At 66.3% G+C, this 22,968-nt stretch carries 18 protein-coding genes, 2 pseudogenes and 1 riboswitch; of the genes and pseudogenes, 17 read left to right on the forward strand and 3 right to left on the reverse strand.

Annotation, left to right across the window (positions count from 1 at the left end):
• The 9 genes and pseudogenes from JNC62_RS20410 to JNC62_RS20450 all read left to right on the forward strand — a co-directional run.
• On the forward strand, positions 1-3,923 hold a 3,923-nt coding region (locus JNC62_RS20410), incomplete at its 5' end, for an autotransporter-associated beta strand repeat-containing protein (protein ID WP_374841277.1).
• Between the two features lie 52 nt (positions 3,924-3,975).
• Positions 3,976-4,251, forward strand: a pseudogene (locus JNC62_RS20415) (MFS transporter); the annotation flags it as partial.
• 60 nt (positions 4,252-4,311) lie between these two features.
• Positions 4,312-4,414: riboswitch (TPP riboswitch) on the forward strand.
• A 147-nt stretch (positions 4,415-4,561) separates the two neighbouring features.
• Positions 4,562-5,344: an ABC transporter permease gene (locus tag JNC62_RS20420; protein ID WP_374841278.1), complete on the forward strand. Its 783-nt coding sequence runs from the start codon at positions 4,562-4,564 to the stop codon at positions 5,342-5,344.
• Positions 5,341-6,291, forward strand: a complete 951-nt coding sequence (locus tag JNC62_RS20425; RefSeq protein WP_374841280.1) for an ABC transporter substrate-binding protein — start codon at positions 5,341-5,343, stop codon at positions 6,289-6,291. Before JNC62_RS20420 ends, JNC62_RS20425 begins: the two co-directional genes overlap by 4 nt.
• Positions 6,292-6,296: 5 nt before the next feature.
• Positions 6,297-7,034 carry a hydroxyethylthiazole kinase gene (locus JNC62_RS20430; protein ID WP_374841282.1) on the forward strand — a complete coding sequence of 246 codons (738 nt, stop codon included), beginning with the start codon at positions 6,297-6,299 and terminating at the stop codon, positions 7,032-7,034.
• Positions 7,021-7,683, forward strand: a complete 663-nt coding sequence (thiE, locus tag JNC62_RS20435; protein WP_374841284.1) for a thiamine phosphate synthase — start codon at positions 7,021-7,023, stop codon at positions 7,681-7,683. The genes JNC62_RS20430 and thiE overlap by 14 nt, the downstream gene beginning before the upstream one ends.
• Complete coding sequence (gene thiD / locus JNC62_RS20440; protein ID WP_374841286.1) at positions 7,680-8,480, forward strand: bifunctional hydroxymethylpyrimidine kinase/phosphomethylpyrimidine kinase; 801 nt, start codon at positions 7,680-7,682, stop codon at positions 8,478-8,480. Before thiE ends, thiD begins: the two co-directional genes overlap by 4 nt.
• Complete coding sequence (locus JNC62_RS20445; RefSeq protein WP_374841288.1) at positions 8,468-10,255, forward strand: TRAP transporter large permease subunit; 1,788 nt, start codon at positions 8,468-8,470, stop codon at positions 10,253-10,255. Before thiD ends, JNC62_RS20445 begins: the two co-directional genes overlap by 13 nt.
• 11 nt (positions 10,256-10,266) lie before the next feature.
• The gene (locus tag JNC62_RS20450; protein WP_374841290.1) at positions 10,267-11,262 is read left to right on the forward strand and encodes a TRAP transporter substrate-binding protein; all 996 of its coding nucleotides are present in this window, start codon (positions 10,267-10,269) and stop codon (positions 11,260-11,262) included.
• A 162-nt stretch (positions 11,263-11,424) separates the two neighbouring features.
• On the opposite strand, the gene JNC62_RS20455 is transcribed toward JNC62_RS20450, so the two are convergent.
• The 3 genes from JNC62_RS20455 to JNC62_RS20465 form a co-directional block, all read right to left on the reverse strand.
• Positions 11,425-12,147 (reverse strand): Crp/Fnr family transcriptional regulator, encoded by a 723-nt coding sequence (locus JNC62_RS20455; protein WP_374841292.1) that lies wholly within the window; start codon positions 12,145-12,147, stop codon positions 11,425-11,427.
• 31 nt (positions 12,148-12,178) lie between these two features.
• On the reverse strand, positions 12,179-12,631 hold the full coding sequence (locus tag JNC62_RS20460; protein WP_374841294.1) for a hypothetical protein: 453 nt from the start codon (positions 12,629-12,631) through the stop codon (positions 12,179-12,181).
• An 88-nt stretch (positions 12,632-12,719) separates the two neighbouring features.
• On the reverse strand, positions 12,720-13,517 hold the full coding sequence (locus JNC62_RS20465; RefSeq protein ID WP_374841309.1) for a ferritin-like domain-containing protein: 798 nt from the start codon (positions 13,515-13,517) through the stop codon (positions 12,720-12,722).
• Positions 13,518-13,684: 167 nt separating this feature from the next.
• On the opposite strand from JNC62_RS20465, the gene JNC62_RS20470 reads away from it, so the two are divergent.
• From JNC62_RS20470 to JNC62_RS20505, 8 genes and pseudogenes are all read left to right on the forward strand, one after another.
• Positions 13,685-15,988, forward strand: a complete 2,304-nt coding sequence (locus JNC62_RS20470) for a 4Fe-4S binding protein (RefSeq protein WP_374841296.1) — start codon at positions 13,685-13,687, stop codon at positions 15,986-15,988.
• An 11-nt stretch (positions 15,989-15,999) separates the two neighbouring features.
• The gene (gene nosZ, locus JNC62_RS20475) at positions 16,000-17,919 is read left to right on the forward strand and encodes a TAT-dependent nitrous-oxide reductase (protein ID WP_374841298.1); all 1,920 of its coding nucleotides are present in this window, start codon (positions 16,000-16,002) and stop codon (positions 17,917-17,919) included.
• A 29-nt stretch (positions 17,920-17,948) separates the two neighbouring features.
• A complete protein-coding gene (locus JNC62_RS20480) occupies positions 17,949-19,292 on the forward strand; it encodes a nitrous oxide reductase family maturation protein NosD (protein ID WP_374841300.1) in 1,344 nt (447 codons plus the stop codon).
• Positions 19,289-20,206 carry an ABC transporter ATP-binding protein gene (locus JNC62_RS20485; RefSeq protein ID WP_374841302.1) on the forward strand — a complete coding sequence of 306 codons (918 nt, stop codon included), beginning with the start codon at positions 19,289-19,291 and terminating at the stop codon, positions 20,204-20,206. Before JNC62_RS20480 ends, JNC62_RS20485 begins: the two co-directional genes overlap by 4 nt.
• Positions 20,203-21,027 carry an ABC transporter permease gene (locus JNC62_RS20490; RefSeq protein WP_374841304.1) on the forward strand — a complete coding sequence of 275 codons (825 nt, stop codon included), beginning with the start codon at positions 20,203-20,205 and terminating at the stop codon, positions 21,025-21,027. The genes JNC62_RS20485 and JNC62_RS20490 overlap by 4 nt, the downstream gene beginning before the upstream one ends.
• A complete protein-coding gene (locus tag JNC62_RS20495) occupies positions 21,024-21,593 on the forward strand; it encodes a nitrous oxide reductase accessory protein NosL (protein ID WP_374841305.1) in 570 nt (189 codons plus the stop codon). Before JNC62_RS20490 ends, JNC62_RS20495 begins: the two co-directional genes overlap by 4 nt.
• Positions 21,586-22,599 (forward strand): FAD:protein FMN transferase, encoded by a 1,014-nt coding sequence (locus JNC62_RS20500; protein ID WP_374841307.1) that lies wholly within the window; start codon positions 21,586-21,588, stop codon positions 22,597-22,599. The genes JNC62_RS20495 and JNC62_RS20500 overlap by 8 nt, the downstream gene beginning before the upstream one ends.
• 168 nt (positions 22,600-22,767) lie before the next feature.
• A pseudogene (locus tag JNC62_RS20505) lies at positions 22,768-22,968 on the forward strand (hypothetical protein); the annotation flags it as partial.

The following is a 22,968-nucleotide window of genomic DNA, read 5'->3' on the forward strand; positions in this document are numbered from 1 at the left end:
GTGCAGGGGGCGGATTTGGCGGCGGCGGCGGGGGAGGCGGCGACGGCCTTCTCGTGCTTGGTGGCAATTCCGTCATCACCAACATCGGCACCATCACGGGGGGCGTCGGCGGCGCAGGCGGAACCGGCTCAAGTTCCGGCCAGGTCGGCTCCGGACAAAGTGGGGCGGGCGTCAACCTTGTCGGCTCCGGCAGTACTCTCGTCAACAGCAGCTCGATCACGGGCGGCGCCGGAAACAACGCTGCCGCCGGCGCAGGTGTCATCACCAGTGGCAACGCTACCATCACCAACGGCGGAACAATCAGCGGCGGGCTCTCCAGCGACGGCATCACGAGAGCAGCCGCGGTTCATTTCCAAGGAGCGGGCAACACGCTGAATCTGCTCACCGGCTCGAATCTGGTCGGCAGCCTCGACCTCGCACCAGACGCGAGTGCAACCATTGCGCCGAAGAACGCAGGATTGACTCTCGGCAACGGCATCAGCCTTGGCGGAACCTCTTCCGCCGTGACCTTCGACACGGGCACGGCCGATCTTCGCGCGACCGGCGTCATCACAGGCTCCGGCACGGTTACCAAGGCCGGTTCCAATACGCTGACCTTGACCGGCACCAACACTTATTCGGGCGGCACGACGATCAGCGGCGGCACGCTCCGGGTCGGCGATGGCGGTACCAGCGGCACGCTGGGCGCGGGCAATGTGATCAACAACGCGACGCTGGCATTCAACCGGTCGGACAGTGTCGTCTTCGGCGGCGCCATCAGTGGTTCTGGTGGCTTGGCCCAGACAGGCACCGGCACGTTGATCCTGACGGCAGCGAACAACTATGCCGGCGGAACGACCATCGCTTCCGGCTCGACATTGCAGATCGGCAATGGCGGCACGACGGGCACACTCGGCACCGGCGCGGTGACGAATGACGGCGTTCTGGCCGTCAATTTTGCGTCGACGTCGACCATTATCGACATCGCCGACCCCATCAGCGGCGCGGGCTCACTCAACATTATCTCCGGCGGCGTGTTTCTGTCGGGCACTAACACCTATTCCGGCCCGACCACCATCGCAGCGGGAGCCGGCCTCCAGATCGGCAATGGCGGCACAACTGGCACACTCGGCACCGGCGCAGTGACGAATAACGGTGTGCTTCAGGTGAACCGAAGCGGCACAAGCGTCTTATCAAGCGCGATCAGCGGCAGCGGCATTTTTCGGCAGCTCGGTACGGGCACCACCATCCTGACCGGCGCCAACACTTATTCGGGCGGCACGACGATCAGCGCGGGCACGCTGCAGATCGGCAACGGAGGTACATCGGGCTCCATCAGCGGAAACATCGTCAACAACGCCGCCCTTGCCTTCAACCGCTCCGACGATCTGACCCATGCCGGCACCATCTCCGGCTCCGGATCGCTGACCAAGGCCGGCGCCGGCACGCTGACGTTGACCGGCGCGAACACCCATGCCGGCGGCACGACGATCAGCGCAGGCACGTTGCAGATCGGCAACGGCGGCACATCGGGCTCCATCAGCGGAAACATCGTCAACAACGCCGCCCTTGCCTTCAGCCGTTCCGACAATCTGACCTATACCGGCAACATCTCCGGCACCGGCGCCCTCACCAAGGCCGGCGCGGGCACGCTGACCTTGACCGGCGCGAACACCCATGCCGGCGGCACGACGATCAGCGCGGGCACGTTGCAGATCGGCAATGGCGGCACATCGGGCTCCATCAGCGGAAACATCGTCAACAACGCCGCCCTTGCCTTCAGCCGCTCCGACATTCTGACCTATACCGGCACCATCTCCGGCACCGGATCGCTCACCAAGGCTGGCGCGGGCACGCTGACGTTGACCGGCGCGAACACCCATGCCGGCGGCACGACGATCAGCGCTGGCACGTTGCAGATCGGCAATGGCGGCACATCGGGCTCCGTCAGTGGAAACATCGTCAACAACGCCGCCCTTGCCTTCAACCGCTCCGACGATCTGACCTATGCCGGCAACATCTCCGGCTCCGGATCGCTCACCAAGGCTGGCGCGGGCACGCTGACGTTGACCGGCTCCAATACCTATACCGGCGGCACCGCGGTCAACGGCGGAACCCTGGCCATAGGCGCTCCCGATGCCCTCGCCAGCGGCCCGGTGACGTTCAGCGGAGGCACGCTCCAGTTCACCTACTCGGGGACGCTCGACCGCTCGATTGCCGTCGATGCAGGCGGCTTCACCGTCGATACCAACGGCAATGCCCAGACCATGTCTGCGCCGCTCACCGGCAGCGGGGCGTTCACCAAGATCGGTTCCAACAGCTTGAACCTGACCGGGAACAGCACGTTCGGTGGGGCGACCTTTGTGCAGGAGGGCCGCCTTGCAGTGAACGGCTCGCTCGAGAACTCGCATGTGACTGTCCAATCCGGCGGCACTCTCGGCGGCAATGGGACGGTCGGCGGGATCGTGACGCAGAGCGGCGGCATCGTCGCGCCCGGCAATTCCATCGGCACGCTCAATGTGGCCGGCAACGTCACCTTCGGGCCGGGCTCGCTCTATCAGGTCGAGGTCAATGCCGCCGGTCAGTCGGACCGAATCGCCGCGACCGGCACCGCCACCCTCAACGGCGGCACCGTGCAGGTTCTGGCCGAGACCAGCTCCTACAAGCCGTCCACTACCTATACCATTCTCACCGCCGCCGGCGGACGAACCGGCACCTTCGGTGGCGTCACCTCCGACCTTGCCTTCCTCACCCCCACCCTCGGCTACGACGTCAACGCCGTCACCCTGACCCTGGTTCGAAAGACCGATCCGGAGCCGCCGACGCCCGAGCCGCCGACACCCGAGCCGCCCGCGCCGCTCGCCTTCCACACTGTCGCGGTCAGCGGCAATCAATACCGTACCGCCGATGCTGTGGAGGCACTTGGCGAGGGCAACGTCCTGTTCGACACGGTGGTCGGGACCAGCGCGAATGGCGCCCGTCAGGCTTTCGATGCGCTCTCCGCCGAAGCGCACGCCTCTGCGGTTACCTCGGCCTATGCGGACATGCAGCGGGTGCAGGGCGCGATCCTGAGCCGCCTGCGCAACGGTGCGCTAGCCCAGGCCGGCGACGGGGTGCCGCCGACCTTCGACCTTTGGAGCACGGGCTTCGGCTCGTCGGGCAAAGTCAGCGGCGACGGCAATGCCGCCTCCATGGACACTTCCACCGGCGGCTTCCTCATCGGCGCCGAGGCCAAGGTGAGCGAGACCTACCGCATCGGCCTCACGGGCGGCTTCATGAGCACGTCCTTCGACATCGACGAACGGCTGTCGTCGGGCACGGACGAGACCGTCTTCGGTTCGATCTACGGGGACGTGAAATGGGATGCGATCAACGTCCGGCTCGGGGCGCTCTATGCCCATCACGACGTGGACGTGAACCGTACGGTTGCATTCCCAGGCTTCGGCGACCGGGTGGGTTCGTCCTATGATGGATCGACGCTGATGGCCTTCGGCGAGGTTGGATACGCGTTCGATCTTGGCCGGATGAAGCTGGAGCCGTTCCTCGGCGCCTCGGCGATGCGGCTGGATATGGATGGGTTCCGCGAGGAGGGCGGCCCGGCCGCGCTGGTTGGCTATGCCCGAACCTATGAGCTCGGCACCACCATGCTCGGTCTGCGCGCCGAGAGCAAGCTGGGGCTCGACCTCCCGCTGACCATGCATGGCACGGTCGGATGGCGCCATGCCATCGGCGACGTAGATCCATCGGCCCTGCTCGCCTTCTCCGGTGGGGCGTCGGCGTTCACAGTCGAAGGCATTCCCATCGACCGTGACGCCCTAGTGGCCGAGGCCGGGCTCGACTGGCAGATAGGCGAGGACATGACGCTGGGCGTGTCTTATGGGGGGCAGGTCGGCGAGCGGGCGCAGGAGCATGCGGTGAAGGGCAACTTCAGCTGGCGCTTCTAAACCCGGTATGGGCCCAAGCCGGCGAGAGGTGGCGCGCTGCGTCATCTCCCCCGGCATCGCCTTCGGCCCGGTGCAGGCGTCCGTCCGCTCCTACCTGGCGCGCGGCGTGGCGCCGGACGAGGCCGGACGGTACTTCGGACTGTATGCGCTGACCGGGCGGGCCACGTCCTTCGCCGCCCCGCTCTGCGTCGGCCTGATCACCAGCGCGACCGGCTCGGCGGCACTCGGCATGAGCGCGCTCGTCGTCTTCCTCGGCGTCGGCCTCGTCCTGCTGCTGCCGGCGCCCTATCCGGCGCACGACCCGGCCGCACGAACGGCAAACCGATAGGCCGCAGGCCGACATATCCACAGCGGCCGTTGACATTCGCAACAGACTTGGTTAGGTTCCCCTCATTCCGAGGGGGGCATCGTACGATGCTGAGATGGCGGTGAGCCGGACCCTTGAACCTGATCCGGGTCATGCCGGCGTAGGAACGGAAAATCGCCGGCAATCCGGCGTCTCTTTCTATTCTCCGCTTCACCTGGGTCTCCGTGATGACACGTCGGGAGATCGATCGATGCTGCATTCTTACCCCACGACTTCTAACAGGCTCCGGCCGTCGCCGGCGGACCGGTCACCCGGCACCCGCTGACGCGAGATGCGAACTCACCATGCGGGGCTGGCGCTGTCGGCCCTTGTCGCCCTGTGGCAGGTTGCCATCTGGCTTGGCGAGCCCCCTTCCTTCCTGATGCCGTCGCCCGCGGCCGTGGCTGCCGCACTCGTGCACCGTCCGGGCTTCTTCCTCGAGCACGGCCTGGTGACACTCACCGAAATTCTGGCCGGGCTGCTGTCCGGCACTGCCCTGGGCATCGCCACCGCCTTCGGCCTGGCGGCGCTGCCGCGGTTCGGCCAACTCGTCTGGCCAATCGTCCTGATCCTGCAGGCGTTGCCCGTCTTCGTGCTGGCGCCGATCCTGGTGCTGTGGCTCGGCTTCGGCATGGCGTCGAAGGTGGCGATGACGACGATCATCATCTTCTTCCCCGTCGCGTCGGCTTTTGCCGACGGACTGCGGCGCACCGATCGCGCCATCCTCGACGCTGTTTCGCTGACCGAGGCGACGCACTGGCAGGCGCTGATCCGAATCCGCGTGCCGCTGGCGCTGCCCGGCCTCGTCTCGGGCCTTCGCGTCGCAGCCCCGCTGGCGCCGCTCGCGGCCGTCGTCGGCGAATGGGTGGGCGCCTCCGCCGGGCTCGGCTTCGTCATGGTCCAGGCCAATGCCCGCATGCAGACCGATACCGTGTTCGCCGCCATGGCCGTGCTCGCGGCGCTGACCATCCTTATGCGGATCGCCGTCGACCGCCTCACCGCCGGGCTTGCCCCCTGGGCCGCCGAGACCGATCCCCCCGCATTCCGTTCCCTTCACAGGAGAGACCCTCGATGAAGATTCGTTCCCTGTCCTTCGCGCTCGTCGCCCTTTCCGGGTTTCTTGCGGCCACTGCCCCTTCGCAGGCCGCCGACAAGCTCACCGTGCTGCTCGAATGGTTCGTTAATCCGGATCATGCGCCGATGGTGATCGCCAGCGAGCGCGGGCTTTTCGACGCGGTCGGGCTGGATGTCGAGCTGATCCCTCCGGCGGATGCGTCCGCGGTGCCGCGGCTCGTTTCGGCAAAGCAGGCCGATATCGGCGTGCACTACCAGCCCAATCTCTATCTCGACCATGCGGCCGGCCTGCCGCTGGTGCGCTTCGGCACCCTGGTGGAAACCCCGCTGAACACGATCACGGTTCTCGCCGACGGTCCGATCAGGCGCCTGAAGGATTTGAAGGGAAAGAAAGTCGGTTTTTCGGTCTCGGGCTTCGAGGACGCGATGCTGAAGCGCATGCTCGAAGCCGACGGCTTGCGCAAGGACGACGTCGAACTCATCAACGTCAACTTCTCGCTGTCGCCCTCGCTGATCGGCGGCAAGGTGGATGCGACGCTCGGCGGCTTTCGCAATTTCGAGCTGACGCAGATGCGGTTGGCCGGCCACGAAGGCCGCGCCTTCTTTCCCGAAGAGCATGGCGTCCCCGTCTATGATGAGCTGATCTTCGTGGCGCACCGCGATCTGGCGACGGATGATCGCCTGCCGCGCTTCCTCGCCGCCGTCGAACAGGCAGCCGTGTACATCACCAATCATCCGCAGGAGGCCTGGCAGCTGTTCATCAGGACCCATCCCGATCTCGACGACACGTTGAACCGCCAAGCCTTCGCCGACACGCTGCCGCGCTTCGCCAAACGGCCGGCCGCACTCGATCGCGGACGCTACGCGCGGTTCGGCGCCTTCATGAAGGAGAGCGGCCTGATCGGGGAAGCGCCCTCGGTCGAGGCCGTTGCGATCGAACTGCGGTGATCGGCATGCGCAACCTTCCATCCCCGCAAATGGCGGCCCGCTTGCTCGCATGTGTCAGGGAGCGGCGCCCGCGTGTCCACTGCCTGATGAACACGGTGGTGCAGAAGTTCACCGCCGACGGCATCACCGTCGTCGGCGGCATTCCCTCCATGACCTCCTCTCGCGAGGAGATCGCCGATTTCGTGGCGAAAGCGGATGCGCTGACGGTCAACCTCGGCACGCTGGATGCCGAGCACCGGGCGGTGATCCTGCGCGCCGTCGAGGTGGCCAATGCCGGCGGGAAGCCCTGGATCCTCGACCCGGTCCATTGTGACTACTCGCCCTCGCGCCTTGCGTTCGCCCGCGATCTGATCGCGCTCGGGCCGACGATCGTGCGCGGCAACCGGGCGGAAATGGAGCTGATCGGCGAGACCGGCGCATGCCTGCGGATCCAGACCGGCCCCGTCGATCACCTGGCGGACGGGCGCGCGACGGTGCGCATTGCCAACGGCCACCGCTGGATGGCCGCGGTGACGGGCACGGGCTGCCTCTCGGGCGGCGTCATCGCCGCCTTCATGGCGGTGGAAAAGGACCCGCTCAACGCTGCCGCCGGTGCGCTCGCCGTGACCGGCGTTGCCGCGGAGTGTGCAGCCAGGAATGCCGCGGGGCCGGGCACGTTCGGTGTTGCGCTTCTCGACGCCCTCTCCGCGCTCGGCGAGGCCGAGCTCGTATCGCATGCAAGGATCGAACATGACCAAGGTTGACTATCGTTTGAACGCACTGGTCGATGCGGGGCTCGCCGCTGTCGGCCCGCTTCCGCAGCTTGCGGGCCTTGCCGCGAGCAATGGCGCGACGCTGATCCAGTACCGCGATAAGACGGCGTGCACGCGTGCGATGATCGAGACGGCGCAGGCGATCCGCGCGGCGCTTGCCGGCACCGGCGTGCCGTTGGTCGTCAACGACCGGGTGGATGTCGCGCTTGCCGCCGGTGCCGACGGCGTGCATCTCGGCGCCGACGACATGGATGCCGTGACCGCACGCCGGCTGCTCGGACCGGGCGCGATCATCGGCCTGACGGTGAAGAACGCCGCCGACGCTGAACGGGCCGGCCGGGCGCCGGTCGACTATGCCTGTATCGGTGGCGTGTTCGAGACGCTTTCGAAGGTGAACCCCGATCCGCCGGTGGGGCTCGAAGGGTTTTCGGGCCTGCGCGCGCAGCTACGCGCCCTGAACCCGGCATTGCCGGTTGGCGCGATCGCGGGCATCGATCTCGCCCGCATTTCCGCAGTGATCGCGGCCGGGGCCGATGGGGTTGCGGTGATATCCGCCGCTTTCCGGGCTCCGGACGTGGTGGCGGCGACCCGCGCCTTGCGGCAAGCGGTCGACGCGGCGCTGGGAAGGAGGCCGGCATGACGGCGATCGCACTCACCATTGCCGGATCAGACAGCGGCGGCGGCGCCGGCATCCAGGCGGACATCAAGACGTTTTCGGCGCTCGGCGTCTACGGCGCCAGCGTGATCACCGCGATCACCGCGCAGAACACGAAGGGGGTGACCGCCGTTGAGGACATCTCCACGCCGATGATTGCCGCGCAGATGGAGGCGGTCTTCTCCGACCTGAAGGTCGACGCGGTGAAGATCGGCATGGTCTCGCGCACCGAGACGATAGCCGCCATTGCCGACGGCCTGCGGCGGTTCGGCCAGAAGCCGGTGCTGGATCCGGTGATGGTTGCAACGTCCGGCGACCGGCTGCTGCGGGAGGAAGCGGTCGAGGCATTGATTTGCGAACTCGTTCCGCTCGCCCGGATCGTGACGCCCAATCTGCCGGAGGCGGCTCTTCTCACGGGCCTGCCGATCGCCACGGATCGGGCAGCGATGCTGCGCCAGGCCGAGGCGATCCTCCGGGCCGGCGCCGGCGCCGTTCTCGTCAAGGGCGGGCATGGCCGCACGGTGGACAGCACCGATCTGTTCTTCGACGGCGACGATGTGCTGGAACTGTCCGCCGCGCGCCTCGAGACCGAGAACGACCACGGCACCGGCTGCACGCTGGCGGCGGCGATTACCGCCCATCTCGCCCAGCGATATGCACTGAAAGAAGCGGTGGAACGCGCAAAGCACTATCTGCACGCGGCCCTGTCGGTTGGCCGAAATCTGCAGGTCGGGCAGGGCCGGGGGCCGGTGCATCATTTTCATCGCTGGTGGCCGGCGTGACGGCAAGGATCGCGGCCTGGCTCGAACGGGGGCTCGGCTTTCTGGCCGCGTCGTTGCTGGCAGCGCTGCTGGCACTGGTCCTGACGAACGTGGGCTTGCGCTACCTCTTCCACACCGGCTTCGTCGGCGCGGAAGAGCTGGCCATCTGGATGCATGTCACGCTGATCGCCGTCGGCGCGCCGCTCGCCCTCAACGGTCCGCTCGCCATGCGCCTCGACGTCTTCGTGCGATCGCTGCCAGGGCGCTTGCGGGTCGCAGCCGGGATCGGCGCCGACGCCTACAGTGTGCTGGCGGCGCTGGTGCTGCTGTTCGGTGGTGCCGAGATCATGACGGCGCTCGGCGGCATCTCGCCGACGCTCGGCCTGCCGGAGTGGATCCGGTTCGGCGTTCTCGTTGGCAGTGGCCTGCTGGTGCTGATCCTGCTTGTCCTGCGCCGGCTGTCCGAGGGGCGCACGCTTGCGCTGCTGCTGTCGCTTGCGATCGGTGCCGCGGCCCACGCCATACCAATGATCGTGGCGGCGGAGCCATCCTTGCCGGCAAGCCTGTTTCTCGCGCTGGCGGCGGGGCTCGGGCTGGTGCTGTCGGCGCCGTTGCCGCATGCGTTCCTGGCCGCCGCCCATCTGGCGATCGCCTTCGGCGGCAGCCTGCCCGCGCCGGCGATCGTTTCGACCGCCGTCACCGGCATGTCGAAGTTCCTGCTGCTCGCCATTCCCTTCTTCCTGCTGGCCGGCGCGCTCCTTACCATCTCCGGCACCGCCGGCCGGCTGGTCCGCCTGGCCGAGACCCTGGTCGGCCACCGGCGGGCGGGGCTGGCGCAGACCACGCTCCTGACGAGCGTCCTCTTTTCCGGCGCGTCCGGCTCCTCCGTCGCCAATGCCGCCTTCGGCGCGTCCACGTTCTATCCCGAACTGGTGCGCAACGGCTATGCGCCGGAACGGGCCGGCGCACTGATCGCCGCGACCTCGGTGCTCGACAACGTCATTCCGCCTTCGATTGCCTTCCTGCTGCTCGCCGCGGTGACCAATCTGCCGGTCGGCCCGCTGCTGGTAGGCGGCTTCGTCGCCGGCGGTTTGATGGCGCTCTGTCTTGCCGCGGCGATCCACCTGGTCGCGGGCGAGACAAGGTCGAAGAAACGGGCAACCGGCGCCGAACGCCGCCGCGCCGCCTTGCTGGCGCTGCCGGCGCTCGGCCTCGGCGTCATCGTCGTGGCGGGCATCCGCTTCGGCATTGTGACGACGACGGAGGCGGCCGCCCTTGCCGCGGCCTACACGCTGGCGCTCGCCGTCGCCGCCAGGCTTAAAACCGCTGCGCTGTACGAGGCCGTCCGGCAGTCGGCCACGGCGGCGGCGGCGATCGGCCTTTTGATCGGCACGGCCGGACCATTTGCGTTCCTGCTCGCCGTCGACGATGTCGCCGGCCTCGTCTCGCAGTTCGTGTCCACGCTCGGCGGCGGCGCTGTTGCCGTGCTGTTGCTGTCCAACCTCGTGCTTCTCGTCGCCGGCCTCGTGCTCGACATCGGCGCGGCGATCCTGCTCCTCGGGCCGATCCTGCTGCCCGTCGCCGTTTCGGCGGGCATCGATCCGATCCAGTTCGGCGTCATCGTCGTGGTCAACCTGATGATCCACGGCCTGACGCCGCCGCTCGGCATCCTCATCCTCGTCGTCGGCGGCGTCACCTGTGTGCCCGCATCGGCGCTGTTTCGGGCCGTTCTGCCCTATCTGGCCGCCCTTCTCGTCTCGCTGTCCATCCTCATCGCCATCGCCCTTCTCACCTGATCGGAACCTCCATGCCCAACCTCACGCGCCGTTCCTTCCTTCAGTCCGCCGCCGTCGGCACCGCCTTGGCCGCGCCCGCTTTCAACCGACCCGCGCTCGCGCGGACGACGACGGTCACGGTCGCCTCGCTTTTGGGAGAGGACAAGCCGGAGACGAAGATCTGGCGACACATCGCAGGCCGGGTCGAGGCCAGCCTGCCGGGACGGTTTCGGTTCAACATCGTCGCCAACGGCGCGCTGGGCGGCGAGAAGGAGGTGGCGGAAGGGGCGCGACTGGGTTCGGTGCAGGCCAGCCTCGCCACCGTTTCGGCGCTCTCGGGCTGGGTGCCGGAAGTGCAGATCCTCGACCTGCCGTTCCTCTTTCGCGACGCGGCCCATGTGCGGCGCGTCGTCGACGGCCCGGTGGGTGAGGATCTCCAGCGCAGGCTTGCGGAGGAGAACTTCGTCGTCGGCGGTTTTATCGATTACGGCGCCCGCCATCTGCTCGCCAAGGAGCCGATCACCCGGCCGGCGCAGCTGGCCGGGAGAAGGATCCGCGTCATCCAGAGCCCGCTGCACACGACGCTGTGGCGCGCCTACGATGCAGCGCCCGTCGGCATCCCGATCACCGAGACCTACAATGCGCTGTCGACCGGCGTGGCCGACGCGATGGATCTGACGAAGTCGGCCTATGCGGGTTTCAAGCTCTATGAAGTCGTCCCCTTCATGACCGAGACCGGCCACATCCGTGCTTCCGGGGTCGTCTACTATGCGGCGAGCTTCTGGAACCGGCTGGGCGAGGAGGAGCGCGCGGTGCTGCGCGACGCCACCGCCGAGGGCGCGGATGAATTCAATCGCCTCGTGGCCGAAGACGAGCACGCTTCGGTGCAGGCGGCGCTGGCAAACGGCGGTCAGGTGCTGAAGGCCGAAGGCCTGGAGGAATGGCGAGCGGGTGCGCAGGCGGTGTGGCGGGACTTCGCGTCCATCGTCGGCGGTGCGGACAAGATCGGCGAGGTGGAGCGCGCCTGAAAGCTCGGATTGCAACAGGCGCGTTTGCCGGGCTGGGCGGATTGTGCCGAAACGGCTCCTTCGACATGCCCCGGGTCGAGGACGGCCACCGGAGCGTCGCGCCAAATCCATGGCCGCGATCTGCCGGGGCGAGCCGCGTCGGGGAGGAAACCTCGTCTGCTGTCAGGGCAGCCGTTCCGGGTGCTTCGTCTCCTCGGGGGTGTGGCGGCCCGATGCGATGGACAGCAGCGTGTCGCGCTTGAGGATCGTGATGACCGACGGTCGGTCGAACTCGATCAGGCCGTTGCGCTTGAAGTCGTTGAGGCAGCGGCTCACGGTTTCCAGCGTCATGCCGAGCCAGTCGGCAAGGTCGGCGCGCGTGAGGTGCAGCTTGAACGAGGACGTGTTTCTCGCTGCGTCGACCCCGGTGATCGGAAACTGTGTCGCCAGGTCGAGCAGTGCCGTTGCCGTCTTTTCCGGGACAGTCTTCAGCCCGAGCAACGTCGCATGGGCGCGGGAACGGCCGAGCAGGCGCTGCAATATATCCGCCCGACCGGACGCATCGATTTCGCCGTTGATTTCTTCCAGTTGCGTCTCAGCCATCGCAACGGCCCCGAGGGAAACAGTGGCGCACAGGCCGGCACCGAAGATCTGGCCCGCCCCGAAGATCTGGCCGGGGCCGAGAACATCCAGGATCTGCCGGCGTCCGTCGCGGAGCGTCTGGAAGAGACAGACGCAGCCTGTGACGATGCGAACGAGCGCTCCACGCTGGAAGCTGCCGGCGTAGACCTGCGCGCCGCGCAGGTAAATGAACGATTCAGGCGAACCGGCCGGGCGACGGCTGGATTTTTGGAGCCTGATGGGTCCGACGAAGGCGTCGTCGGCCGTTATGGAGCTATTGAACATGGCACGATCCGGCATGAGGCCGGACGTTCCATCAAACGGTCATTCCGGCGCGACTTGGGGATACCGCTGCGGTCAGGTCAGCGGCGGCTCTGGCGAGCAAACCGGATGGTGGGCCACGCGGTGGCGCATTGGGCGGGAACAGCCGATGGAAGAATGCCTGCGTGCGGATCGGGGCTCTGCGCTCCCTCTCGCGAGGCATCTGTTCGCCGAGCGTATCGGCGGGGCCTGGCAATGCCGTCGTCGCGCTCAGCCGGCAGGCTTCGCAATCCTTGCCGAGGATGAGGCCGCCGTCGTCTTGCCCGCCACCAAGGGACAGGCAGTTGTCGGGCAGCGATCCATCGGGCAGGACGTATTGATGATTGCTCAGGGCAATGCCGCCGGGCACATCCAGGACCGGCGGCTTGTGCGCAAAACCGACAGACAGCAGCGCGACCGCGCACAAGGCGCGCACCAGAATCCACAACTTTTGCGTCTGTCCTGACATTATACCACCCAAAAGACAGCTAGCCGGATCGTGCCGTCCGCACAATGCGACATTTTCTCCGACCCCGGGCGACGCGGCGGAACCGACATCAATGCCGCGGCAGTGCCCTTACCGCGTGCAGGCAGGCGACCAGATCCCCCGCAGAGGTCTGGGCGACGTGCCGCAGGCTCTCGTCGCGCGCGTGTTCCGCAAGGTCGAGGTAGTAGTCGAGCAGATACTCGCAAAGGGGAACAAGCCTGGCCAGCACGTCTGGCTCGGGGGAAGGGTTGGTCAGATCCCGCGCTTGAGCGGCGGCGGCCCGTTGCTGTGCCTTGCGTGCGTGATCCCGAATCCGGTCGCCTGCCCCGTCAGGGGCCCGCCCGGCTGCGTTGGTCAGGTGATCGGCAAGCTTCTGTTCGAGGGCGGCGACATCGAGCGCCGGGACATGGCCGCGCCGGTCGCGAATCGCATGAAAGGCCCGCCGGCGTTCGCGGCGAACTGTGGCAACGTGCCCAAGTTCTTCCCGCGCCATTCGCTCGGCGGCTTCGCGAATCTCGTCTGTCTGGGCATGGGCTGCGACATAGGTCCAGAAAACGAAGGCGCGCTCCTCGTTTCTGACCGCCATGGAAAAGGCGCGGTAGGAGTTGAGCAGCTCGGGCGCCACCAGGGCCGCGCCTTCGTCGTCGAACATCGGTGGTGACGGCGGAGCGGGCGCCGCCGGCGCGGCATGGGTCGTTCCAATCCACTTCTCGACGTTGTCGAGATGGCCTTGCTCCTCGGATACAAGCGCCTCGAAGACCGCGGCGAGGTCCGGCTGGTTTTCGTCCCGCATGCGCCGCGCCAGCGCCAGATAGCCACTTATCGCCTCGAGTTCCATGGAGCGCGCCAACGCAAGCACCTCGTCCATGGAGCCGACAATCCAAGGCTCTGATTTAGTCACGATTTACTCTCCACGAAGATAGCGTGCGACCGCGTTAATATTCTCGCCTAAAGTCAAGCGAAATAGTTTGTTCTGGATCAAGGATAGTGGCTCCATGATGCCATAGGCGTAACAGTCAAAGGAAGCCGGAAACGATGTCAGATACACGTATCTATTTGCCGCGCCGTCGTTACGCGACAGCATTGATTCTGTCTTTTCTGATCGTTCTTGCGCAGGCATTTCCGGGCTTTGCAGCCGGACAACTCGTTGATTTCCTGGACAAGGTACAGCCGAGCGAACTCTTTCAGGGCGCCGAGCGCTTTGGCGAACCGAGTGGCGAGCCGCCGATCGTGCCGGTCCTGCGCGGCGATGACGTGCTCGGCTATGCCTACCTGAATTCCGACTTCACCAGTTCGATTGGCTATTCCGGCAAGCCGATCCATATCGTCGTCGGCATCGACGCCCAGGGCGTCATTCGCGGCTTCAAACTGGTCGATCACAAGGAGCCGATCGTCCTGATCGGCATACCGGAGGAAAAGGTCGTCGCGTCCATGAACGCGATGATCGGCAAGGACATGGGGCGGGTCGCCTCCGGTGCCGAGCGGCCGCCGCAGGTCGACATCGTCAGTGGCGCGACCGTCACCGTGCTGGTGATGGGCGACAGCGTGGCGCGCTCGGCGGTGCAACTGATCCGCAGCAATCGCCTCGATGCGCAGGCCACGCCCGTGGCCGCGGCTGTCTCGGAGGTCCGCAAGCTCGACCTGGCGAAGACCGAGACCAGCGACTGGCAGACGCTGCTCGGCGACGGCTCGATTCGCAGCCTGCGGCTGACCGTCGGCGAGGTGTCGGACGCCTTCCGGCAGGCCGGCGAGATGATCGCCGCCGGCAAGCCGGAAACCAGGCACCCCGAGGATCGCTTCATCGACCTCTACCTCGCACCGGTCAGCGTGCCCGCCATTGGCCGGACACTGCTCGGCGATGCCGCCTATGACCGTCTGGCGGAGCGGCTGAAACCGGGGCAGGCGGCGATCCTGGTCGCCGGCGACGGCGCCTATTCGTTCAAGGGCTCGGGCTATGTCCGCGGCGGCATCTTCGACCGCATCGAGCTCCTGCAGGATGGCCAGGGCCTGCGTTTTCGCGATCGCGACCATACCCGCATTCCCGCGCTCGCAGCCGACGGGGCGCCGCGCCTGCGCGAGATCGCCCTTTACGTCGTGCCGACCGAATTTGCCTTCGACGTGTTGCGGCCGTTCGAGCTGCAGATGCTGGTCCAGCGCAGCGCCGAGGGCCGTGACAAGTCCGTCCTCACCTACAATCTCGGCTACACGCTGCCCGATGCCTATGTGACGATCGAAAGCCCGCCGCCTGCTCCAGCGCCCGCCGCTGCACTGGCCGCTTCCCCAATGCCGCCGGCCGGCGGCCTGCTGACAGATCAGCAGATCGCCGAGGGGCAGCCGCTCTGGCTGCGGATGTGGGACATGAACCGCATCAAGATCGGCGTCACCGCGATCGGACTGCTCGTGCTGACCGGCATCTTCTTCTTCCAGGACTGGTTGGTGAAACGCCCGGTGATGTTTGCCTGGATCCGGCGCGGCTTTCTGCTGTTCACCCTCGTCTGGCTCGGCTGGTACGCCAACGCGCAGCTCTCTGTGGTCAACGTCCTGACCTTCGTGAACTCGCTGATCACCGGTTTCAACTGGGAGTTCTTCCTGTCGGCGCCGCTGATCTTCATCCTGTGGGCAGCGGTCGCCGCCGCGCTCCTGTTCTGGGGTCGCGGACCGTTCTGCGGCTGGCTCTGCCCGTTCGGGGCGCTGCAGGAACTGACCAACAACATCGCCCAGTGGCTGAAGGTCCCGCAGATCCGCCTCCCCTGGGGGCTGCACGAACGGTTGTGGCCGATCAAGTACATCATCTTTCTCGGCCTGTTCGGCCTGTCGCTCTATTCGGTGGCGCTTGCCGAGGTCTTTGCCGAGGTCGAGCCGTTCAAGACGGCGATCATTCTCAAGTTTGCCCGGGAATGGCCGTTCGTGATCTTCGCGCTGACGGTCCTGTCGGTGGGATTGTTCATCGAGCGCTTCTATTGCCGTTACCTCTGCCCGCTCGGCGCCGCACTCGCCATCCCGGGCCGCATCCGGATGTTCGAATGGCTGAAGCGCTGGCCCGAATGCGGCTCTCCGTGCCAGCGCTGCGCCAAGGAATGCCCGGTGCAGTCGATCCATCCGGAGGGCCAGATCAACGTCAACGAATGCATCTACTGCATGCACTGCCAGGAACTCTACCACGATGACCATCGCTGTCCGCACATGATCCAGGTGCGGCTGAAGCGGGAGAAGTTCATGGCGCTGTCGACACCGGCGTCGCGCGGAGAGGCGCCGGCCAAGACCGTCGTGACCCACAAGGGGGCGCCGATCGAGAAAGCAGATCCACACGTGGACCATCCAGCACCGTCAACCAACTAAGGAGAGGACGCATGTCAGACCAAGAGAACAGGATAAGCCTCAATCGGCGACAGATGCTGGGATCGGCCGCTTTCGCCGCCGCAGCCGGCGCGGCAACCGTCGGGGGTGCGATCAGCCTGACGGCCGGATCGGCGACATCGGCAGCCGCCCAGGATAGCGACGATCACAGCTATGAGGTCAAGCCGGGCGAGCTCGACGAATATTACACCTTCTTCTCCAGCGGCCAGACCGGCGAGGTCCGCGTCGTCGGGCTTCCCTCGATGCGCGAGCTGATGCGCATTCCGGTCTTCAACCGCTGCAGCGCGACCGGCTGGGGACAGACGAATGAAAGCCGCAAGATCCTGACCGAAGGCCTGCTGCCGGAAACCGTCGAGTTCCTCAAGGATCAGGGCGGCATCTATCTGAACGGCGACCTGCACCATCCGCATCCGTCCTTCACCGACGGCACCTATGACGGCCGCTATCTCTTTGCCAACGACAAGGCCAACACACGCGTCTGCCGCATTCGTCTCGACGTGATGAAGTGCGACAAGATCATCCAGCTGCCGAACCAGCACACGGTGCACGGCCTGCGCGTGCAGAAATACCCGAAGACCGGCTACGTGTTCTGCAACGGCGAAGACCGGGTTCCGATCCCGAACGACGGCAAGATCCTTGGCGATCACAAGCAGTACCACGCGATCTTCACGGCCGTGGACGGCGAAACGATGAAGGTGGCCTGGCAGGTGATGGTCGACGGCAACCTCGACAACGTCGACTGCGACTACCAGGGAAAATATGCCTTCGCGACCTGCTACAACTCGGAAGAGGGCGTCAACCTGGCCGAGATGATGGGCAGCGAGCAGGACTGGGTCGTCATCTTCAACCTGAAGCGGATCGAGGAAGCCGTCGCCAAGGGGGACTTCAAGGAAATGGGCGGCGTGCCGGTCATCGACGGGCGCAAGGGATCTCCCTACACTCGCTACGTTCCGGTCTCCAACAGCCCCCATGGCATCAACACGGCGCCGGACGGCATCCACGTCGTCGCCAACGGCAAGCTGTCGCCGACGGTTACCGTGTTCGACGTCCGCAAGTTCGACGACCTGTTCGACGACAAGATCAAGCCGCGCGACACCGTCGTCGCGGAACCCGAACTCGGCCTCGGACCGTTGCACACCGCCTATGACGGCAAGGGCAATGCCTACACGACGCTGTTCATCGACAGCCAGGTCTGCAAATGGAACATCGAGGACGCCAAGCGCGCCTTTGCCGGCGAGAAGGTCGATCCGATCCGCCAGAAGCTCGACGTCCACTACCAGCCGGGCCACAACCACACGTCGATGGGGCAGACCAAGGAAGCCGACGGCAAGTGGCTCGTCTCGCTCAACAAGTTCTCCAAGGACCGCTATCTCAACGTCGGCCCGTTGAAGCCGGAGAACGACCAGCTCATCGACATTTCCGGCGACGAGATGGTCATCGTGCACGACGGCCCGTCCTTTGCCGAGCCGCACGACGCCACCATCGTGCATGCCTCGAAGATCAACCCGGTCCATGTCTGGAACCGCGACGATCCGTTCTTCGCCGATGCGGTCGCCCAGGCCAAGGCGGATGGCATCGACCTGATGCTGGACAGCGAGGTCATTCGCGACGGGGACAAGGTCCGGGTCTACATGACGTCGGCGGCGCCGGCCTTCGGCCTGGAGGACTTCACCGTCAAGCAGGGCGACGAGGTGACCGTCTACATCACCAACATCGACGAGGTGGAAGACCTGACGCACGGCTTCTCGATCATCAACTACGGGATCAACATGGAAATCGGCCCGCAGGCGACCGCATCGGTCACCTTCAAGGCCAACCGGCCCGGTGTATGGTGGTATTACTGCTCGTGGTTCTGCCATGCCATGCACATGGAAATGAAGGGCCGCATGTTCGTCGAGCCCAAGTCGGCCTGATGTCGGCCCGTTTCACAAAGACAGCAGGGATGGCGGCCGTTCTGGCCGCCCTTCCAGCCGTGGCGGTGGCCGCCAGCCTGGCCGTGGCGCCGGTCGACGGCCGGCCGCTGCAGCAGGCCATCGATGCGGCGATGCCAGGCGATGTCGTCACGCTCGAGCCGGGCGACCATGCCGGGCCGATCATCATCGACAAGCCGCTGACACTCGTCGGAAAGCCAGGTGCGGCTGTTCGCGGCAATGGCCGGGGCAGCGTCATACGGATCGAGGCGGAGGGCGTCACGGTCCGCGGCCTTGCGGTCAGCGGATCAGGCCGGGAACTGCCCGCTCGCGATTCCGGCATCTATGCCGCCCAGACCGCGAAGGGCGCGGTCATCGAGGATAACACCGTGACCGACAACCTGTCGGGGATTTACCTCTACGGCGCGGTTGATTCGATTGCCCGGCGCAACCGCATCGTCGGGCTCAAGAGCGGACGGCTGAGCGAAGCCGGCAGCGGCGTGACGATCTGGAACGCGCCCGGCGCCAAGGTTCAGGACAACGACATCAGCTTCGGCAGGGACGGGATCGCCACCACCGCCAGCAAGCGGAACGTCTTTAGCGGCAACCGTTTCCGCAACCTGCGCTTCGCCATCCACTACATGTACACGAACGATAGCGAGATCCGGGACAACGTCTCGACCGGCAACTCGGTCGGGTATGCGATCATGTACTCGAACCGGCTGAAGATCATCGGCAACGTGTCCGACGGCGACCGCGATCACGGCCTGCTCCTCAATGCCGCCAACAGTTCGGAAATCCGCGGCAACATGGTGACAGGACGGATGCAGCCCGTCGAACGCTGGCTGTCGGCCGGCGTGCAGAGCGGTGAACACGGCATGCCGAAACTCGATGCCGGCGCGGTTGCCGCCGATCAGCGCGAGCGCCTCGGCCCGGAAAAATGCGTCTTCATCTACAATGCCAACCGCAATCGTTTTTCCGACAACCGATTCGAAGGCTGTAACATCGGCATCCACTTCACCGCGGGATCGGAAGGCAACCGGATGAGCGGCAACGCCTTCATCAACAATCGCAACCAGGTCAAGTACGTCGGCACCCGGTTTATCGACTGGTCGAGCGGCGGCCGCGGCAACTACTGGAGCGACAATCCCGCCTTCGACCTCAACGGCGACGGCATCGGCGACAATCCCTATCGTCCGAATGATCTGATCGATCGGGTGCTCTGGACCGCGCCGCAGGCGAAGCTGCTCACCACCAGCCCGGCCGTCCAGGTCATCCGCTGGGCGCAGGCCCAATTTCCGGCGCTGCTGCCGGGGGGCGTCGTCGACAGCCACCCCCTGATGGCGCCGATTGCAGACAGGAGCATCAAGCCGTGACGGCAACCGTGAAAATCGACGGCGTGTCCAAGCGCTACGGCAAGGTCGATGCGGTGCGGGATGTCACCCTGACGCTGGAGGGGGGCGAGACCGTTGCGCTCGTCGGCCATAACGGCGCGGGCAAGACGACGCTGATCAAGCTGATGCTCGGCCTCATCCGCCCCACGACCGGCAGCGTCCGCATGCTCGGGGAGGATCCCGGCAGGGGCGACGTCAGGGCGCGCAAGCGGCTCGGCTACCTGCCCGAAAGCGTCTCCTTTCACATGGCCCTGACGGGGCGGGAAACGCTGGCTTTCTATGCCCGGCTGAAACGGGTCGATATCGCTTCCATCGACGCCCTGTTCGAGCGCGTCGGACTGGCGCCGCAGGCGGCCGCACGCCCGGTGCGGACCTACTCGAAGGGCATGCGCCAGCGGCTGGGCCTTGCCCAGGCGCTGCTCGGCGCGCCGCGCGTGCTGCTGCTTGACGAGCCGACGAGCGGGCTCGATCCGGCGTTGCGGCGCAGCTTCTACGACCTGATCACCGACCTGCGCGCCGGGGGAACGACGGTGCTCCTGTCCTCGCACGCACTGACGGAGCTTGAAGACAGGGCGGATCGGGTGATCATCCTCAACAAGGGCACCAAGATCGCCGACGGCACGCTGGACGAGTTGCGGCACATCGCGCGGCTGCCGACCCGGATCAGCGCCAGGATCGCCAGGGACGCACCGATCCCGGCCTGGGCGCAGGACAACGGCCGCTGGAAGCCCGGGGCGAACGGGATCCTCGAGACCGACGTCGCGCCGGAGGACAAGATCGCACTGCTTGGCGCCATCACCGCACCGCCGTCCGGGCTTGCCGGTCTGACCATCACCGAGCCGACGCTCGACGATCTGTATGCCCACTTTCTCGACGACCAGGAGATGAGCCGATGAACGTCCTGATTGTCGCCCGCAAGGAAATCCAGGAAGGACTGCGCAACCGCTGGGTCCTTGCCACCACGCTGCTCCTGGCGACGCTGGCGCTGACGCTGTCGTTTCTCGGCAGCGCGCCGACCGGCAATGTCGGCGTCAACCGCCTCGACGTCGTCATCGTCAGCCTTTCCAGCCTGACGATCTTTTTGGTGCCGCTGATCGCGCTGCTGCTTTCGCACGACGCGATTGTCGGCGAGGCCGAGCGCGGGACGCTGTTGCTGCTTTTGAGCTATCCGCTCGGGCGCAGCGAAGTGGTGTTCGGAAAGTTCCTCGGCCATCTGGCGATCCTCGCATTCGCGACATTGTTCGGTTACGGCGCGGCCGCCGCGGCCCTGACGGCAACCGGCGCTGCGATCGGCGCCGAAAGCGGGCGGGCGTTTGCCTTCATGGTCGCATCCTCGGTGCTGCTCGGGGCGGTTTTCCTCGCGATCGGCTATCTCACCAGTACGCTGGCGCGCGAGCGCAGCACGGCCGGCGGCATCGCCATCGGCATCTGGCTGTTCTTCGTCCTCATCTACGACATGGCCCTTCTGGGCGCGCTTGTGGCGGCCCAGGGCCATGCCGTTCCCTCGCTGCTCCTCGATCTTTTGCTGGTCGCCAATCCGACCGACGCCTATCGTCTGCTCAATCTCGGCTCCGGCAGCACCGCGGCCCTGTCCGGCATGGGCGGGATCGCCGGCCACACCGGCCTGTCCGCGCCGATCCTGATCGGGGCCTTAATCGCCTGGATCGCCGTGCCGCTCGGCTGGGCCAACGTCGTCTTTTCGCGGAGGGAAGTATGAAGCCTGCTATCCTGTGCGCCGTGCTCGGCGCCGCGCTTCTCGTGGCCTCCTGCAACAAGCAGGAGAATGCGGCCGCACCGCCGCCTTTCGCCCTGACGCAGGATGCGATGGGGCGCTATTGCGGCATGAACGTGCTTGAGCATCCCGGTCCCAAGGGCCAGATCATCCTGCAGCAGGTTCCGGAGGCCATCTGGTTCTCTTCGGCGCGCGATACGCTGGCATTCACCATGTTGCCCGAGGAGCCTCGCGACATTGCGGCAATCTACGTCTCGGACATGAGCAAGGCTCCGACCTGGGACGAGCCGGGCGCCGAAAACTGGATCGACGCGAAGACGGCGTTCTTCGTGATCGGCAGCGCGCGACGCGGCGGAATGGGAACCGAGGAGGCGGTGCCGTTCTCGAGCGAAGCCGACGCCCGCGCCTTCGCGGGCGAACACGGCGGCCGCGTGGTGCGATTCGAGGAGATGCCGCAAGACTATATCCTGGGCTCCGGCGCCCAGGTGCCTCCGGAAGGCACCGGCGCCGCCGAGGAAACAACCGACACGCAGGGGCACAATCATGGCTGAGTCGATGTCGCGCCGCCGGGCACTCTCGATCATCGCGGCGGTCGGTGGCCTGCCGCTGCTACCTGTCCCCGGCCAGGCAAAGGCCGCGGTGGAGCCGGTCGTCTGGAGGGGCCAGGCGCTCGGCGCCCCGGCAACGCTCATCATCAACCATTTTGACCGGAGCGCTGCGGAAAGGCTGATCGGCCGCGTCGTCGGCGAAGTCGACAGGCTGGAATCCATATTCAGCCTCTACCGGCAAGCCTCGGCCCTCAACGAGCTGAACCGGGTCGGCGGCCTGGCCGCGCCGCCGCCGGAACTGGTGGAGGTGCTGGGCGCCTGCCGCACCGCCTTCGAGGCGACCGGCGGGGCTTTCGACCCGACCATCCAGCCGCTGTGGGCGCTTTACGCCGGGCACTTCTCATCGCTCGCAGCCGACCCGGCCGGCCCGTCGCGGCAGGACCGGAACGAGGCCCAGGCACGGGTGGGGTTCGAGGCCGTTCGCTTCAACCGGGACAGGATCGCCTTCGCGCGCCCCGGCATGGCGCTGACGCTGAACGGCATCGCGCAAGGGTATGTCACCGATCGCGTCGTGGATCTCTTGCGCGCCGGCGGCATCACGAGCAGCCTGGTCAGCATGGGCGAGACCCGCGCCATCGGCGCTGCGGCGGACGGCCGTGCCTGGCGCATCGGGCTTGCCGATACGGAAGCGGGCGCGTCGCCCGACACCGTGTTCGGCGTGATCGACAGAGCCGTTGCGACCTCGAGTGTCGCCGGTTTCCATTTCGACCGGGCCGGCCGTTTCGGCCACATCCTCGATCCTCGCCGCGGCGCAGTGCCACCGCGCTATCGCCGCGTGACGGTGATCGCGCCCGACGCGACGACGGCGGATGCCCTCTCGACGGCGGCCGGTCTCGTGGGACAGGCGGAGATCGAGGCGATCGTCAGCAGGAATTCGTCGCTGACGGTCGACCTGGTTCTCGATGACGGGCAGCCGGTGCGGTTCGGGAGAGCTATCGACGTGTTGTGAACCACTGCTTCAAAGGCCGTCCCGGCCATTCCCCTTGCGCAGTGCGGTGATGGCCGACCAGCGCCGGCGGCTCCTGCGCCAGCGATCTCGGGGGGCGCGGCTGCCGTGAGGCGCCTTCCGACGCAGATCCCTTCGAGACATTGGCGGCGCGCTGCGCCATGCGTCGATGTGCTTGCAAAAGCCGCTCTTGCCGACCACGTCCGTTTCAAGCTGAAGGACTGCTGCGACTTCGGGGTCCCCCTCGTCCGCATCGTTTCCGTCGGCGCGTTAGACCATGTCGGCGTTCGAGTTTTGGCGGAGGGGATGGGTCTGACGTCCAACCTTCTCCAGTATAAGTCATTGATTTTATTTGATGCGCACAGCTGCTAC

The organism is Mycoplana ramosa (assembly GCF_041930185.1).
Lineage (GTDB): Bacteria > Pseudomonadota > Alphaproteobacteria > Rhizobiales > Rhizobiaceae > Mycoplana > Mycoplana ramosa.

What these genes read in the sequence shown, in the direction of transcription:
- JNC62_RS20420 (WP_374841278.1), top strand. Translation starts at nt 4,562, where the DNA reads ATGCGAACTCACCATGCGGGGCTGGCGCTGTCGGCCCTTGTCGCCCTG.
- JNC62_RS20425 (WP_374841280.1), top strand. Translation starts at nt 5,341, where the DNA reads ATGAAGATTCGTTCCCTGTCCTTCGCGCTCGTCGCCCTTTCCGGGTTT.
- JNC62_RS20430 (WP_374841282.1), top strand. Translation starts at nt 6,297, where the DNA reads ATGCGCAACCTTCCATCCCCGCAAATGGCGGCCCGCTTGCTCGCATGT.
- thiE (WP_374841284.1), top strand. Translation starts at nt 7,021, where the DNA reads ATGACCAAGGTTGACTATCGTTTGAACGCACTGGTCGATGCGGGGCTC.
- thiD (WP_374841286.1), top strand. Translation starts at nt 7,680, where the DNA reads ATGACGGCGATCGCACTCACCATTGCCGGATCAGACAGCGGCGGCGGC.
- JNC62_RS20450 (WP_374841290.1), top strand. Translation starts at nt 10,267, where the DNA reads ATGCCCAACCTCACGCGCCGTTCCTTCCTTCAGTCCGCCGCCGTCGGC.
- JNC62_RS20455 (WP_374841292.1), bottom strand. Translation starts at nt 12,147, where the DNA reads ATGTTCAATAGCTCCATAACGGCCGACGACGCCTTCGTCGGACCCATC.
- JNC62_RS20460 (WP_374841294.1), bottom strand. Translation starts at nt 12,631, where the DNA reads ATGTCAGGACAGACGCAAAAGTTGTGGATTCTGGTGCGCGCCTTGTGC.
- JNC62_RS20465 (WP_374841309.1), bottom strand. Translation starts at nt 13,517, where the DNA reads ATGGACGAGGTGCTTGCGTTGGCGCGCTCCATGGAACTCGAGGCGATA.
- JNC62_RS20470 (WP_374841296.1), top strand. Translation starts at nt 13,685, where the DNA reads ATGTCAGATACACGTATCTATTTGCCGCGCCGTCGTTACGCGACAGCA.
- nosZ (WP_374841298.1), top strand. Translation starts at nt 16,000, where the DNA reads ATGTCAGACCAAGAGAACAGGATAAGCCTCAATCGGCGACAGATGCTG.
- JNC62_RS20480 (WP_374841300.1), top strand. Translation starts at nt 17,949, where the DNA reads ATGGCGGCCGTTCTGGCCGCCCTTCCAGCCGTGGCGGTGGCCGCCAGC.
- JNC62_RS20490 (WP_374841304.1), top strand. Translation starts at nt 20,203, where the DNA reads ATGAACGTCCTGATTGTCGCCCGCAAGGAAATCCAGGAAGGACTGCGC.
- JNC62_RS20495 (WP_374841305.1), top strand. Translation starts at nt 21,024, where the DNA reads ATGAAGCCTGCTATCCTGTGCGCCGTGCTCGGCGCCGCGCTTCTCGTG.
- JNC62_RS20500 (WP_374841307.1), top strand. Translation starts at nt 21,586, where the DNA reads ATGGCTGAGTCGATGTCGCGCCGCCGGGCACTCTCGATCATCGCGGCG.